Genomic DNA, 12,402 nt, shown 5'->3' with positions numbered 1-12,402 from the left:
TCTTGAAATTCGATTCGCCGGCGGCGACGCATGCGCCGCCGGTGTGACGTGTTCGATACGGGGTTACTGGACGAACGCGCCGATCGTGAAGAACGGGTTGACCTTGTTGTCGTTGACGACCATCGCGTAGACGTTCCCGGCCGTCACGAGCCAGCCCGTGTCGCCCTTGCCGAAGATCGCCGCGTTGCCGTTCGCGCCCTTCGCGTTGAAGTCCTGCGCGGCCGTCACCCTGATCTTGCCGGGCGTGGCCTGCGTATAGTCCAGCGCGAACTGCGAGGTGACCGACGACGTCTGCGGATCGATGAACGCCGCGGTACTGCCCTGGAACAGCGTGGACGTATAGTTCGCCGCCAGCGTCGACACGGCGGTGCCGTCGTTGCAACTGCCGGCGACCGAATAGAACGCGTTGTTGGCGAAGATGCCGGGCAAATCGGGGTGCGGCACGTTCGGGTTGAAGCTCGGCCCCGCCGACGCCAACTTGTTCCCCTGGCCGCTGGATGTCACGATGCCGCACGCGGAGGCACTGGTTGCGCCGATGTACCCGCCCTTCAGGGAGTTCGCGGCAATCGCCTTCGTCGACGACAGCATCGAGATGCCGACTTCGGCATCGGCGACCGAGGCGAGCAGATTGACCGTATCGACGTGCGTGTAGCCGACACGAATCACGATCGGCACGAGTACGCCGTTCAGCCTGCCGACGATCATGATGCCTTTCGCCTGGCTCGGTGCGATGATCAGCGTCGAGCCCTGCCCCGCGATCGGATACCCCTGCCCCCCGGCCGGATTGCTCACGAATACATTGTCCGCCGATCCGTCCGCGTTCTTGCGCTGCGCCCACGGCGTCCCGGTCGTCTGACACGAGTAGTCGCTGCCCTGCGTGATCGAGCACGAGCCGTCCGCATTCAGCGTCTGATTCCAGTTGACGACGTCGGATTCCCAGCCGACCGCCCCGGTCGGGCTCTGACCATCACCGCCGATGGGCGACAGATGGATGCCGACCTCGTTGTAGTTGCCCGCCACTTTCGTGAAGTCGGTTTCGGTGTCGGTGAAGCCGATGAACGGATAGAAATCGAAGGTGCGCGACGGGACGACACCGAGCGTGATGCCCGGCAGCAGCGGGATACCGGCGAACGCGATCGTCGCCCCCGGAATCCCGCCGCCCACCACGCCATTGCCGACGAACAGCATCGGCGGATCGGCACGGTTGATCGTCACCGAATACGCGCCGTCGCTCGTCGCGCCGCTGTCGAGCACGAACGCGCAACGGTTCTGCTCGGCGGTCGGAAGCGTGGTCGGATGATGGAACGCGCCGCTGATCGTCAGGCCCGCGCGCGTGTTGTTGACTTGCCCTGCCGAGGTCGGCACCGACGATTCGATGAACTGCATCTGGTAGGTGAGCTTCGTCGTGTCGAACTTCACCTTCACGTACTCGCCGCTGCCGGCGCCGCCCGTGTACGTCGTCGTGTAGTCGAGCGCGTCCGGACACAGCTTCGTCACGACGGGCGGCGTCGTTTCGGCGCCGCTCGGCCCGCAGGCGCTGCCCGAGCACTGCGGCACGGTGATCGGCCCCGGATCGTCGCCGCCGCCACAGCCGGCGACGAACGGCAGCGCCAGCACCGCGCACGACAGGATCGCCTTCCGCCATTCAGGAATGCAAATCATCAACCCCTCCTTTTCAGGTACGACAAGTCTCGCCCGGCCGGGCTGCATGGCCCGCCGGTTGGTATCGCGCCGCCGCACGAAGGCGCGGCGCATGACGATGCACGCAGGACCGCCGCGAGGCCGGTCAGGCCCATGCGGCACACGCCGCGACGGCAGACGAACGCGCTCCCGCGGCGCCGTCATGCGGCACGGCGCCGTCGGAACGATCGAAACGGAATTGGGTCGCCGCTACACGGCGAAGTGACGATGCAGGCACGCGACCTGTGTCGCGCCTGCATTCAGCGAAAAATCGGAAAACGACAGTCCCGCTGGGCCCTCGGATAGGCGTCTCATGATTTGGTCTCCATACGTACGCTTGATTCGTTATCGTGATGCGTCGTTTGTCGAGACTATGATCGGACCATTCGCGCAAGTAAATGGATGCAGAGTTCCAAACGACGGAACCCGCGCAATCCTAGCGTTTATACGGTATTTAACAGATTTTCAAACAGCCTTCATTTTATTTGCTCAGACAAATACCCGAGCCGTGGAACACGCGTTTGAACGGCGGCCGCCAATCCGCGCCGAGCCAGGCCAGCCGGGCTTCAGCGGCCCGCGCGCATGTTGCGGCGCAACCTCACACGTCGATGATCGCGAGCGTGCCGTGGCTGCCGGGCAGCACCGCGTGGCGCGTGCCGGCGTGCGCGAGAAACATCTGGCCGGCCCCGACCACGACCGTTTCCGCGTCGACCTCGAGCATCAGCGTGCCGTCGAGCACCAGCAGCCCCTCGTTGTAGTCGTGCACTTCCGCTTCGTACGGCTGCGCATCCATGCGTAGCACCTTGATCCGCGCCGGGCCGACTTCGCCGACGATCGTGGATTTCCATGCGGCCGCCTGCGCGTCCGCCACGGATTTGAAATCGATCAAAGACATGCGCCCCGCTCCGTATCGCCGTGAAAGGAACGCATTATCGCGAGCGCCGCGCGCGCCGTCCCGGTACGGCGCAAGGGCATGCGGGCAGCACAGTCGGCCAGCCGGTCGGGCGGCAACGCGAGCGTGGCCCGATTCCCCGAAAACCCGCCGGATTGTTCGCATCGCTCAAATAAAGCATCGAATCATTGAGCGATATCACGGCAATTCACGCCAATCCGGCACCGGCAGTGCCCGGTCTTCCCATCGGAATGCATTTCGATCTGCCGATTGCTAATATGGCGGTCCCGCGATCCCGCACCACCCTGCCGTTCGACATGACGCCCGTTCGCCATGCCGTGCCCGGTCCCGGCCGCTTCGCAGCGGCGGCGGCGCCGGACATGCGCGGCACCCGCCGTCGCGCCGGGCGGCCGTGCCATCCGTGAGCATGCAACCGATCCTTTCCGTCTCCGACCTCTCCAAGACTTACGCGTCCGGCTTCCAGGCGCTGAAGCACGTGACCCTCGACATCCGCCCCGGCGAGATCTTCGCGCTGCTCGGGCCGAACGGCGCCGGCAAGACGACGCTGATCGGCTCGATCTGCGGCATCGTCACGCCGACCGAAGGCCGCGTGACGGTCGGCGGCCACGACATCCGCGATCAATATCGCGCCGCCCGCGAAATGATCGGCCTCGTGCCGCAGGAGCTGACCACCGACGCGTTCGAAACCGTCTGGGCGACCGTGTCGTTCAGCCGCGGCCTGTTCGGCAAGGCGCCCGATCCCGCGTACATCGAGAAGACGCTCAAGGCGCTGTCGCTGTGGGACAAGCGCGACAACAAGCTGATGACGCTGTCGGGGGGCATGAAGCGCCGCGTGATGATCGCGAAGGCGCTGTCGCACGAGCCGCGCATCCTGTTCCTCGACGAGCCGACGGCCGGCGTCGACGTCGAGCTGCGCCGCGACATGTGGAAGCTCGTCGATTCGCTGCGCGAAAGCGGCGTGACGATCCTGCTGACCACGCACTACATCGAGGAAGCCGAGGAGATGGCCGACCGGATCGGCATCATCCTCGGCGGCGAGCTCGTGCTCGTCGAGGAAAAGCGCGAACTGATGCGCAAGCTCGGCAAGAAGCAGCTCACCGTGCAGCTCGAGCACCCGCTCGCCGACATGCCGCCCGCGCTCGCGCCGTTCGGGCTCGAACGCGCGGAAGACGGCGCCGCGCTCGTCTATACGTACGACTCGCAGCGCGACGACGCGAGCATCGCGAAGCTCATCAACGCGCTCGGCTCGGCCGGCATCGGCTTTCGCGACCTGCACACGACGCAGAGCTCGCTGGAGGACATTTTCGTCAGCCTGATCGACAACCGCCGCAACGGCGTGCAAGGAGCCGGCGCATGAACTGGCAAGGAATTCGCGCGATCTACCGCGCAGAAATGGCCCGCACGCGCCGCACGCTGATGCAGAGCATCATCGCGCCGGTGATCTCGACGTCGCTGTATTTCGTCGTGTTCGGCTCCGCGATCGGCTCGCGCATCAGCGACGTGAACGGCATCGGCTACGGGTCGTTCATCGTGCCGGGCCTCGTGATGCTGTCGCTGCTGTCGCAGAGCATCTCGAACGCGTCGTTCGGCATCTACTTCCCGCGCTTCACCGGCACGATCTACGAGATCCTGTCCGCGCCCGTGTCGTACTGGGAGATCGTGATCGCGTACGTCGGCGCGGCCGCGTCGAAGTCGATCCTGCTCGGCGTGATCATCCTTGCCACGGCCGGCCTGTTCGTGCCGCTGCACATCCTGCATCCGTTCTGGATGGTGCTGTTCCTGGTGCTGACGGCCGTCACGTTCAGCCTGTTCGGCTTCGTGATCGGCATCTGGGCCGACAGCTTCGAGAAACTGCAGCTCGTGCCGCTGCTGATCATCACGCCGCTCACGTTCCTCGGCGGCAGCTTCTATTCGGTCGACATGCTGCCGCCCGCGTGGCGCGTCGTCACGCTGTTCAACCCGATCGTCTACCTGATCAGCGGCTTTCGCTGGTCGTTCTACGGGATCGCCGACGTGCATGTGTGGATCAGCCTCGCCGCGACCGCGCTGTTCCTCGTGATCCTGCTCGCGATCGTCGCGTGGATGTTCCGCACCGGCTACAAGCTGAAGAATTGACGCCGGCGGGCGTCACGCGCGCCGCCCGCCGATGACGCATTTGGGCAAGCAGGCGGCGCTTTTCCTCTGATGCGGCAGTTTGTGGTCGCGTCTACTGAATATGAAGCATCGGGGCCTTGGAGCATGCGCTGCGCGGCCCCTTTTTCATTTCAGAGGACGCCATGCCCGCCGCCACCGCTCCCGCCTCCGCCGCCGCCCGGCTCGAACGCCTGCCGTTCTCCGGCTATCACAAGCGCATCTTCTTCATCATCGCGATCGCGTTCTTCTTCGACTCGGTCGATCTCGGCACGATGACGTTCGTGCTCGGCTCGATCCGCAAGGAGTTCGGGCTGTCGACCGCCGCCGCCGGCCTCGTCGCGAGCGCGAGCTTCTTCGGGATGGTGCTGGGCGCGGCGGTAGCCGGCCTGCTCGCCGACCGTTTCGGCCGCCGGCCCGTGTTCCAGTGGAGCATGGTGCTGTGGGGCGCCGCGTCGTACCTGTGCTCGACCGCGCAGAGCGTCGACGCGCTGATCGTCTACCGCGTGCTGCTCGGCATCGGGATGGGGATGGAGTTTCCGGTCGCGCAGACGCTGCTGTCCGAATTCGTGCCGACCGAGAAGCGCGGCCGCCTGATCGCGCTGATGGACGGCTTCTGGCCGCTCGGCTTCATCACGGCCGGCATCGTCGCGTATTTCGTGCTGCCGCAGTTCGGCTGGCGCACCGTGTTCGCGCTGCTCGCGATTCCGGCCGTGTTCGTGCTCGTCGTGCGCCGCATCGTGCCGGAATCGCCGCGCTGGCTCGAACATGCGGGCCGGCACGCGGAAGCCGACACGGTGATGCACGCGATCGAGGCGAAGGTGATGCGCTCGGCCGGCGTCACGACGCTGCCGCCGCCGTCGCGGCTCGCCGAACCGGCCGCCGCGCGCGGCCGCGGCGCGCTGCGCGAGATCTGGAGCGGCGTGTACCGCCGCCGCACGGTGATGGTGTGGCTGCTGTGGTTCTTCGCGCTGCTCGGCTTCTACGGCCTCACGTCGTGGCTCGGCGCACTGCTGCAGCAGGCCGGCTTCGAAGTCACGAAATCGGTGTTCTACACGGTGCTGATCTCGCTCGGCGGCGTGCCGGGCTTCCTGTGCGCCGCGTGGCTCGTCGAACGCTGGGGCCGCAAGCCGACCTGCATCGCGTCGCTGATCGGCGGCGGCGCGATGGCGTACGCGTACGGCCAGAGCGCGCTGTACGGCGGCAGCACGACGCTGCTGATCGTCACGGGCCTCGCGATGCAGTTCTTCCTGTTCGGGATGTGGGCGGCGCTGTACACGTACACGCCCGAGCTGTACGGCACCGGGGCGCGTGCGACGGGTTCGGGCTTCGCGTCGGCGATCGGCCGGATCGGCTCGCTGATCGGGCCTTACGTGGTCGGCGTCGTGTTGCCGGTGTTCGGCCAGGGCGGCGTGTTCACGCTCGGCGCGCTGTCGTTCATCGCGGCGGCCGTCGCCGTGTGGACGCTCGGGATCGAGACGAAGGGCCTCGCGCTGGAACAACTGGCGGCAGGCGACGATGCGGGCGGCAGCGGCCGGTATCCGGCGGCGGCAGCGGACGAGGCGTCCTGATCGCTAACGTTGGTTTTCAAGCTGCTTCGAGCCGAATCCAGGCACTCGATCTCGACATCGCTCTGCCGATGCACGGTCCGGCGATCACGCAAGACATCCCGCGCGTGCTCGCCGGCGCAATCGCTCACGGCAAAACCGCCGCCGCGTCAGCCGCGGAGGCGGTAATACGACAGGGGTACCGCAGCGGCCGTCACGCGTCGGCGACGACGAACTCTTCGGCCGCCTTGCGCTGGACCGCGGCCATCACGGCCAGTTCGCGCTTGCTGCGCGCGTCGCCGGACACGACACCCGTCGCGTGCTTCGCTTTCGCACCCAGCGGGAAGAAGACGAACGACGCGCCGGCCGGCGCTGCCGGCTCCGCGCGCAGGCGTTTGTTCAGGATTTTCAGGTACTTCTTCTTCGAGACTTCCTTAGCAGCCATGGCGCCCTCCGCGTAAACGTGGTGTGGACCAGCATACCAGCTTTGCCGAGGCGCTCCGTGACAGCGGCCGCGCGAATCGATCTGCTTTAAAATGGAGCCCGCTTACGCGACCTGCCGCACCGCCCGCGGCCGCATGTCCTCATCGGAGCGCTTCCATGCATGTCGAGTTGTTCGCGCAGCATCACGCTTGCCCCGGCTGGCAGGGCGACATGGCCCGACGCATTACCGCATTCGACTGGTCGGCCACCGGGCTCGGCCCGCTCGACGGCTGGTCCGCCAGCCTCGTCGCGGCCGTCCGCACCGTGCTCGCCTCGCCGCTGCCGCTGGTGATGCTGTGGGGCCGCCCCGGCTACATGATCTACAACGACGCGTATGCCGGATTCGCCGGCGGCCGTCACCCGTATCTGCTCGGTCAGCCGGTCGAACTCGGCTGGCCCGAAGTCGCCGATTTCAACCGAAACGTGATGAACACCTGCCTCGCCGGCGGCACGCTGTCCTATCGCGACAAGGCCCTCGTGCTGCTGCGCAGCGGCCGCCCGGAAGATGTCTGGATGGATCTGCACTATAGCCCGCTGCCCGACGACGAGGGTGCACCGGGCGGCGTGCTCGCCGTCGTGGTCGAGACCACCGAGCGCGTGCTCGCCACGCGCCATCGCGATCGCGCGGAAGCGGCGCTGCAGGCCTCCAATGCCGAGCTGCGCGAGCTGACTGAAACGCTCGAACAGCGCGTGACCGACGCGATCGCCGAGCGTGCGGCGATCGAGGAGCAGTTGCGTCACGCCCAGAAGATGGAAGCGATCGGCAACCTGACCGGCGGCATCGCGCACGACTTCAACAACGTGCTGCAGGTGATCAGCGGCAACCTGCAGATCCTCTCCGTCGAACTCGGCGCCCATGCGAGCGCGCAGCCGCGGATCGAGAACGCGAACAATGCCGTGCGGCGCGGCGCGCAACTGGCGTCGCACCTGCTCGCGTTCGCGCGACGCCAGCCGCTTGCGCCGACCACGCTGAACCCGTGCCGGCTGATCGACGGCATGAACGAGATGCTGCACCGCGCGCTCGGCGAAACCGTGCGGATCGTCTCCGCGCTGGCGCCCGACGTCGGCAACGTGCTCGCCGACCGGCACCAGCTCGAAAACGCGCTGCTGAATCTCGCGATCAATGCGCGCGATGCGATGCGCGGCGGCGGCACGCTGACGATCGCCGCGTACAACAGCACGCAGCCCGGCCACGCGGCCGGCACGCGCGGCACAACGATGCCGCCCGGCGAATACGTGACGTTCGAGATCGCCGACACGGGCATCGGCATGACGGCCGACGTGCTCGAACGGGTCTTCGAACCCTTCTTCACGACCAAGCCGGACGGCGAAGGCACCGGGCTCGGGCTCAGCATGGTGTTCGGTTTCGTCAAGCAGAGCGGCGGCCACGTGTCGATCGACAGCACGCCCGGCCAGGGCACCACCGTGCGCCTCACGTTTCCGCGCTGCCACGAGGCAGCCGACGAACCTGCCCGCACGCCGCAGCACGACGCGGTGCGCGGCCGCGAAACGATCCTCGTCGTCGAGGACGATGCGGATGTCCGGCTGACGGTGGTCGACATGCTCGCGCAGCTCGGCTACAAGGTCATCACGGCGTCCGACGGCGAAGCCGCGCTGCGCGTGCTCGACAGCGAAACGCCGATCGATCTGCTGTTTACCGACGTGATCATGCCGGGCCGCGTGAAGGGCGGCGAACTCGGACGCCGCGCCGCGCTGCGCAAGCCGCCGTTGCCGGTGCTGTTCACGTCCGGCTATACGCGCGACGAAATCTTCCACGCGGGGCGGCTCGACCCCGGCGTGATGCTGCTCGGCAAGCCGTACCGGCGCGACGAACTCGCGGCCCGGATTCGCAGCGTGCTCGATGCGCAGCAGGCCGACGCGGCATGACGCATCGCCGATACGGCGCCTTTCGCGATTTCGACCGCCGCTGAATTTTTTGCCCGCGATGTCGATTCCCGTCGCCGTCGCGCGTCGTGTTGTCGTAACCGATCGTTTTGCCGTCGTACCGCCGGCAAACGCCCTATTCCCGTTCAAGGAGAAACGACAATGCGCGTCATGGTCATCGTCAAAGCCACCGCCGATTCCGAATCCGGCCAAATGCCCGACACCGAACTCATGGCTGAAATGGGCCGCTTCAATGAAGAACTCGTGAAAGCCGGCATCCTGCTCGCCGCCGACGGGTTGCGCCCGAGCAGCCACGGCAAGCGCGTGCACTTTTCCGGCAAGAACCGCTCGGTCATCGACGGTCCGTTCGCCGAAACGAAGGAACTCGTCGCCGGCTACTGGCTCTGGCAGGTCAAATCGATGGAGGAAGCCGTCGAATGGGTGAAGCGCTGCCCGAACCCGATGCCCGGCGACTCCGACATCGAGATCCGCCCGCTGTTCGAGATGGAGGATTTCGGCGACGCATTCACGCCGGAGCTGCGCGAGCAGGAAGCGCGGATGCGTGCGGAAGTCGACGCCCGACAGCAGCGCTGAGCGGCAGGCCGGCGGCGCACACGCCCCGGAGGAGCCGGTTGACGAGCCCTGGTCAGTAACGTATCGTTTTGATACGTTACTGACCAGGGCTCGTCATGCATTCCCGTTTCGACCGTTTCCGCTCGACCCCGCTCGGCGCCCAGCTCGAAGCGCTGATCGAGCAGCCCGAGCGCTATCTCGAGTTCGCGGCGCTGTCGCGCGTCGGCGTCGCCGCGATCGGCGCGATCCAGGACGAGATCGCGCACAAATTCCCCGAAATCGAAACCGACACGACGGCCCGCCAGTTCTGCGGCGCGATGGTCGCCGACGTGATGCGCCGCCGCGGCCACGAGGTCGTGCAGGCGCGCGGCCGGCTCGGCGGTGCGCTGTTCAGCTATGGCGCGGTGTTCAGCGCGTGCCCGCACCGGCTGCCGTTCGCCGACGTCGTCGCCGCGCTGGCGCGCATGCCGGCCCGGCTCGCCGCCTATGCGGCGCATGTGCCGGCCGCGCTGGCCACGCGCCGCCCGGCCGGCACCGGCTTCTCGCTGGTCGAACATGCGTGCCACCTGCGCGATCTCGATGCGGTGTTCGCCGCGCGCATCGACGCCGTGCGCAGGGCCGAGCTGCCCGTGATCGAGTCCGTCGACGGCACCGCGCTCGCCGCGCAACGCGACTACCTCGCGCAGCCGCTCGATCTCGCCGTCGCGGCGTTCGTCAGCGGGCGCGCCGCGCTGTGCGCCACCGCGGCCGCGCTGGAGCCGGCGCAACTCGCACGCTGCGGACTGCGCGACGGCATCCGCCGCATGTCGCTCGACGAACTCGTGCGCGAGCTGCTCGACCACGATCGCACGCACGGGCTCGAACTCGACGAACTGCTCGCCGAACTCGAATTGCCGCCGCTTCCTTCAGCACACGCCGCATGATCCAGCCCACGCCCGTCGTCTTCATTCACGGTTTCATCGGCACGTTCGACGTGCGCGGATGGAACGGCCCGCATCTGCGCCCCGACCTGCTCGGCTACGGCGTGCATCGCGCCGCGCCGCCCGACACGATCTCGCTTGCCGCGCAGGTCGAGCATGTGCGACAAACCGTCGAGATGCACTTCGGGATGCAGCCGGTCGATGTCGTCGGCCATTCGGTCGGCGGCGCGATCGCGATGCTGTTCGCGCATGCGCACCCCGAACGCGTGCGGCGCATCGTCAACGTCGAAGGCAACTTCACGCTCGACGATGCGTTCTGGTCGGCATCGGTCGGCCGCATGACGCCCGGCGAAGCCGACACAATGCTCGACGGCCTGCGCGCGGCCCCGCTCGACTGGCTGCGCGGCGCGATAGACGCACCGTCGCCGGGCCAGCTCGACGACGCACGCCGCTGGCTCGCGCATCAGCCGGCATCGACGCTGCGCGCGATGGGCCGCTCGGTGGTCGACACGACCGGCGATGCGGGCTACCTGCCGGCGCTCGCACAGGTGTTCGACCGTCATCGCGTGTGGCTGATCGCCGGCGAACGCTCGCGCGCGGGCTGGCACGTGCCGGCCTTCGCGCTCGCACGCTGCGCCGGCTTCGACACGATCGCCGGCTGCGGGCACCTGATCGCGGCCGAGCGGCCCGACGCATTGCGCGCCACCCTCGAACGCATCGTAGGCGAGCCGTCTGCCTGACAACCCGTAGGATTCGCCGAAATATGGTTGAAAGGCGCGGTTGCTAGAGTCGCCGGAACAGGGTTTTCCCGGCATCCGGCCGGACTGGATCGACACATGCAAGGATCGATGCGCCTGGCACGTACTTTCTGGCTGCTTCTGCTGCTCGCCGTCACGAGCCCTGCCTTCGCCTTTCACGCGCGGGTCGTCGCGATTCCGAGCGCCGCGATGAGCGAAACGCTCAAGGCCACCATCGTGCTGCCCGACGATTACGCGCGCGACAACCACGGCGAGCGTTACCCCGTCGTCTATCTGCTGCACGGCTCGGGCGGCGACCATACCGACTGGACGTCGAACACGCACATCGCCGCGCTCGCCGACCGTTATCACGTGATCCTCGTGATGCCCGACGGCGGACACGAAAGCTGGTACATCGACAGCCCGTTCGATTCGGGCAGCCGCTACGAGACCTTCGTCGGCGATGAAGTCGTGTCCTATGTCGACCTGCATTTCCGCACGATCGCCACCCAGCATGCGCGCGCGATCACCGGGCTCAGCATGGGCGGCTTCGGCGCACTGCGCATCGCACTCGACCGGCCCGAGACGTTCGGCGCGGTCGGCAGCATCAGCGGCGCGGTCGATCCGCGCTGCTGCACGGACGAGCCGGGGATCGCCCACGTGTTCGGCGATCCCGACCGCCATCCGTCGTTCTGGAACCGCAACGTGATCGCCGAAAGCGCGCGGGCGTTCGTGCGCGCGCATCTCGACCTGACGATCGATTGCGGCCGCGACGACGCATTCGTCGACTCGAACCGCACGCTGCACGAACGGCTCGTCGCGCTCGGCGTGCCGCACGACTATGCGGAGCGCCCGGGCGGCCATACGTGGGATTACTGGGCGAATGCGATCCGCTACCAGATGCGGTTCTTCGCGACGTCGTTCCAGCATCGCGGTTACGCGTCTCGTGCCGCGCCGTCCGCGCCGGGCATGACTCGCGCGGGCTGACGCACGGCTAGCCTTTAGCCCTTACAGCGGCCGCTATCCGGTCGCAGGCTGCCAGGCCTGAAAATCGAAACGGGATGATGGACCGGCACGTCGGGCAACACACCCCGGCAAGAAGATGAACGCGCGCCGCCCGACGCGCGAAAAGAGAAACGACGAAGCCGTCAGTTGCCGTGCGTGGTGTCCGCGCCGACGACGCGATCGAAGAATTCCTGCGCACGCGCCAGCTCGTCGAGCGCGCGATCGAGACGCGACATCGCGCGGGCGTATTCGGCCGACGAGCCGTCGTCGTCGCTTTCGCCGCGCACCGCGCGAAACGCCTGGTCGACGTTGCGCGTCGCTTCGACGAAGCGTTGTGCGGCCTGTGCTTCCGGCGAACAGATGTGGGTCGACATCGACACTCCTCCCTCGGGATTGCAGTGTGAAGCACGCCGACGCTCAGTGTGCGTGGTACGCATGTCGGCGGCGTGAACCACGAGCCGCCGCGTGTCGACGCATCGGCCGCCGCACCGCGCGCTTCGTGCCGATTGTCGCTCCGCGCTCGCCGATCC

General features: G+C 67.3%; 13 protein-coding genes. 9 read left to right on the top strand and 4 right to left on the bottom strand.

All coding sequences use genetic code 11. The features are described 5' to 3' along the window. Nucleotides 1-63 precede the first annotated feature (63 nt). Complete coding sequence (locus AP428_RS16730; protein WP_011547077.1) at nucleotides 64-1,662, bottom strand: DUF2957 domain-containing protein; 1,599 nt, start codon at nucleotides 1,660-1,662, stop codon at nucleotides 64-66. A gap of 616 nt (nucleotides 1,663-2,278) precedes the next feature. Continuing rightward, nucleotides 2,279-2,575, bottom strand: coding sequence for a cupin domain-containing protein (locus AP428_RS16725; RefSeq protein WP_006480633.1), 297 nt, complete (start codon nucleotides 2,573-2,575; stop codon nucleotides 2,279-2,281). Nucleotides 2,576-2,760: 185 nt separating this feature from the next. Between AP428_RS16725 and AP428_RS36750 the strand changes: the two genes are divergently transcribed. From AP428_RS36750 to AP428_RS16710, 4 genes are all read left to right on the top strand, one after another. Next, on the top strand, nucleotides 2,761-2,997 hold the full coding sequence (locus AP428_RS36750) for a hypothetical protein (RefSeq protein ID WP_156349328.1): 237 nt from the start codon (nucleotides 2,761-2,763) through the stop codon (nucleotides 2,995-2,997). A gap of 2 nt (nucleotides 2,998-2,999) precedes the next feature. Further along, on the top strand, nucleotides 3,000-3,950 hold the full coding sequence (locus tag AP428_RS16720; RefSeq protein WP_011694822.1) for an ABC transporter ATP-binding protein: 951 nt from the start codon (nucleotides 3,000-3,002) through the stop codon (nucleotides 3,948-3,950). Then, nucleotides 3,947-4,708 carry an ABC transporter permease gene (locus AP428_RS16715; RefSeq protein ID WP_011547075.1) on the top strand — a complete coding sequence of 254 codons (762 nt, stop codon included), beginning with the start codon at nucleotides 3,947-3,949 and terminating at the stop codon, nucleotides 4,706-4,708. The genes AP428_RS16720 and AP428_RS16715 overlap by 4 nt, the downstream gene beginning before the upstream one ends. 161 nt (nucleotides 4,709-4,869) lie before the next feature. Continuing rightward, entirely contained in the window at nucleotides 4,870-6,294 is a 1,425-nt protein-coding gene (locus tag AP428_RS16710; protein WP_011694823.1) for an MFS transporter, read from the top strand. A gap of 190 nt (nucleotides 6,295-6,484) precedes the next feature. On the opposite strand, the gene AP428_RS16705 is transcribed toward AP428_RS16710, so the two are convergent. Beyond that, nucleotides 6,485-6,715 (bottom strand): hypothetical protein, encoded by a 231-nt coding sequence (locus AP428_RS16705; RefSeq protein WP_011547073.1) that lies wholly within the window; start codon nucleotides 6,713-6,715, stop codon nucleotides 6,485-6,487. Nucleotides 6,716-6,870: 155 nt separating this feature from the next. Between AP428_RS16705 and AP428_RS16700 the strand changes: the two genes are divergently transcribed. The 5 genes from AP428_RS16700 to AP428_RS16680 all read left to right on the top strand — a co-directional run bounded on the left by AP428_RS16700 (nucleotide 6,871) and on the right by AP428_RS16680 (nucleotide 11,854). After that, nucleotides 6,871-8,640: an ATP-binding protein gene (locus AP428_RS16700; protein ID WP_011547072.1), complete on the top strand. Its 1,770-nt coding sequence runs from the start codon at nucleotides 6,871-6,873 to the stop codon at nucleotides 8,638-8,640. Nucleotides 8,641-8,799: 159 nt separating this feature from the next. Beyond that, complete coding sequence (locus AP428_RS16695; RefSeq protein ID WP_011547071.1) at nucleotides 8,800-9,231, top strand: YciI family protein; 432 nt, start codon at nucleotides 8,800-8,802, stop codon at nucleotides 9,229-9,231. A 95-nt stretch (nucleotides 9,232-9,326) separates the two neighbouring features. Beyond that, the gene (locus AP428_RS16690; RefSeq protein WP_011547070.1) at nucleotides 9,327-10,133 is read left to right on the top strand and encodes a DinB family protein; all 807 of its coding nucleotides are present in this window, start codon (nucleotides 9,327-9,329) and stop codon (nucleotides 10,131-10,133) included. Then, nucleotides 10,130-10,870, top strand: coding sequence for an alpha/beta fold hydrolase (locus AP428_RS16685; RefSeq protein ID WP_011547069.1), 741 nt, complete (start codon nucleotides 10,130-10,132; stop codon nucleotides 10,868-10,870). Before AP428_RS16690 ends, AP428_RS16685 begins: the two co-directional genes overlap by 4 nt. A 96-nt stretch (nucleotides 10,871-10,966) precedes the next feature. Next, nucleotides 10,967-11,854 carry an alpha/beta hydrolase family protein gene (locus AP428_RS16680; protein WP_006480624.1) on the top strand — a complete coding sequence of 296 codons (888 nt, stop codon included), beginning with the start codon at nucleotides 10,967-10,969 and terminating at the stop codon, nucleotides 11,852-11,854. A 161-nt stretch (nucleotides 11,855-12,015) separates the two neighbouring features. On the opposite strand, the gene AP428_RS16675 is transcribed toward AP428_RS16680, so the two are convergent. Next, nucleotides 12,016-12,246, bottom strand: coding sequence for a hypothetical protein (locus AP428_RS16675; RefSeq protein ID WP_011547068.1), 231 nt, complete (start codon nucleotides 12,244-12,246; stop codon nucleotides 12,016-12,018). Nucleotides 12,247-12,402: the final 156 nt, after the last annotated feature.

It is taken from the genome of Burkholderia sp. E168m22 (assembly GCF_001319805.1).
In the GTDB taxonomy this organism is placed as follows: Bacteria; Pseudomonadota; Gammaproteobacteria; order Burkholderiales; family Burkholderiaceae; genus Burkholderia; species Burkholderia orbicola.
The sequence above is the reverse complement of the archived record's forward strand: the minus strand, read 5'-3'. Positions and strand labels throughout refer to the sequence as shown.

What these genes read in the sequence shown, in the direction of transcription:
- AP428_RS16695 (WP_011547071.1), top strand. Translation starts at nt 8,800, where the DNA reads ATGCGCGTCATGGTCATCGTCAAAGCCACCGCCGATTCCGAATCCGGC.
- AP428_RS16685 (WP_011547069.1), top strand. Translation starts at nt 10,130, where the DNA reads ATGATCCAGCCCACGCCCGTCGTCTTCATTCACGGTTTCATCGGCACG.
- AP428_RS16675 (WP_011547068.1), bottom strand. Translation starts at nt 12,246, where the DNA reads ATGTCGACCCACATCTGTTCGCCGGAAGCACAGGCCGCACAACGCTTC.
- AP428_RS16690 (WP_011547070.1), top strand. Translation starts at nt 9,327, where the DNA reads ATGCATTCCCGTTTCGACCGTTTCCGCTCGACCCCGCTCGGCGCCCAG.
- AP428_RS16710 (WP_011694823.1), top strand. Translation starts at nt 4,870, where the DNA reads ATGCCCGCCGCCACCGCTCCCGCCTCCGCCGCCGCCCGGCTCGAACGC.
- AP428_RS16700 (WP_011547072.1), top strand. Translation starts at nt 6,871, where the DNA reads ATGCATGTCGAGTTGTTCGCGCAGCATCACGCTTGCCCCGGCTGGCAG.
- AP428_RS16680 (WP_006480624.1), top strand. Translation starts at nt 10,967, where the DNA reads ATGCAAGGATCGATGCGCCTGGCACGTACTTTCTGGCTGCTTCTGCTG.
- AP428_RS16720 (WP_011694822.1), top strand. Translation starts at nt 3,000, where the DNA reads ATGCAACCGATCCTTTCCGTCTCCGACCTCTCCAAGACTTACGCGTCC.
- AP428_RS16725 (WP_006480633.1), bottom strand. Translation starts at nt 2,575, where the DNA reads ATGTCTTTGATCGATTTCAAATCCGTGGCGGACGCGCAGGCGGCCGCA.
- AP428_RS16715 (WP_011547075.1), top strand. Translation starts at nt 3,947, where the DNA reads ATGAACTGGCAAGGAATTCGCGCGATCTACCGCGCAGAAATGGCCCGC.
- AP428_RS16730 (WP_011547077.1), bottom strand. Translation starts at nt 1,662, where the DNA reads ATGATTTGCATTCCTGAATGGCGGAAGGCGATCCTGTCGTGCGCGGTG.
- AP428_RS16705 (WP_011547073.1), bottom strand. Translation starts at nt 6,715, where the DNA reads ATGGCTGCTAAGGAAGTCTCGAAGAAGAAGTACCTGAAAATCCTGAAC.